Origin of the sequence: Micromonospora sp. DT4 (assembly GCF_049841675.1) — a bacterium.
Taxonomy (GTDB): domain Bacteria; phylum Actinomycetota; class Actinomycetes; order Mycobacteriales; family Micromonosporaceae; genus Micromonospora.
On the sequence record NZ_JBNCKT010000515.1, the window covers coordinates 1 to 231 of the forward strand.

Genomic DNA, 231 nt, shown 5'->3' on the forward strand with positions numbered 1-231 from the left:
GCTCACCAGAGGTGATCAAAGGTGTCGATTGGCTGCCGGCGGGGGTGTCGGCTCCCTCGTCGCTGAAGAGGTCGCCGAAGTCGCCGTCGGAGTCGTGTTGGGCGTGGGCAGGGAGGTAGAAGAGCTCGGGTGGGCCGGCGGTGATGTGCTGTGATGGCGCGTCGGTGTGGGTGAGGTGCTGGTGTTCGCCGGTGGTGCTCGCGGGTACGGCGCTGGTGCTCGGGGTGGGCT

Annotated in this window: 1 protein-coding gene; it reads right to left on the bottom strand. The window is 68.4% G+C overall.

Translation table 11 applies throughout. From position 1 onward, the window contains the following. The coding region (locus tag ACLQ24_RS30735) for a hypothetical protein (RefSeq protein WP_425895215.1) at positions 1-231 on the bottom strand (231 nt) is incomplete at both ends.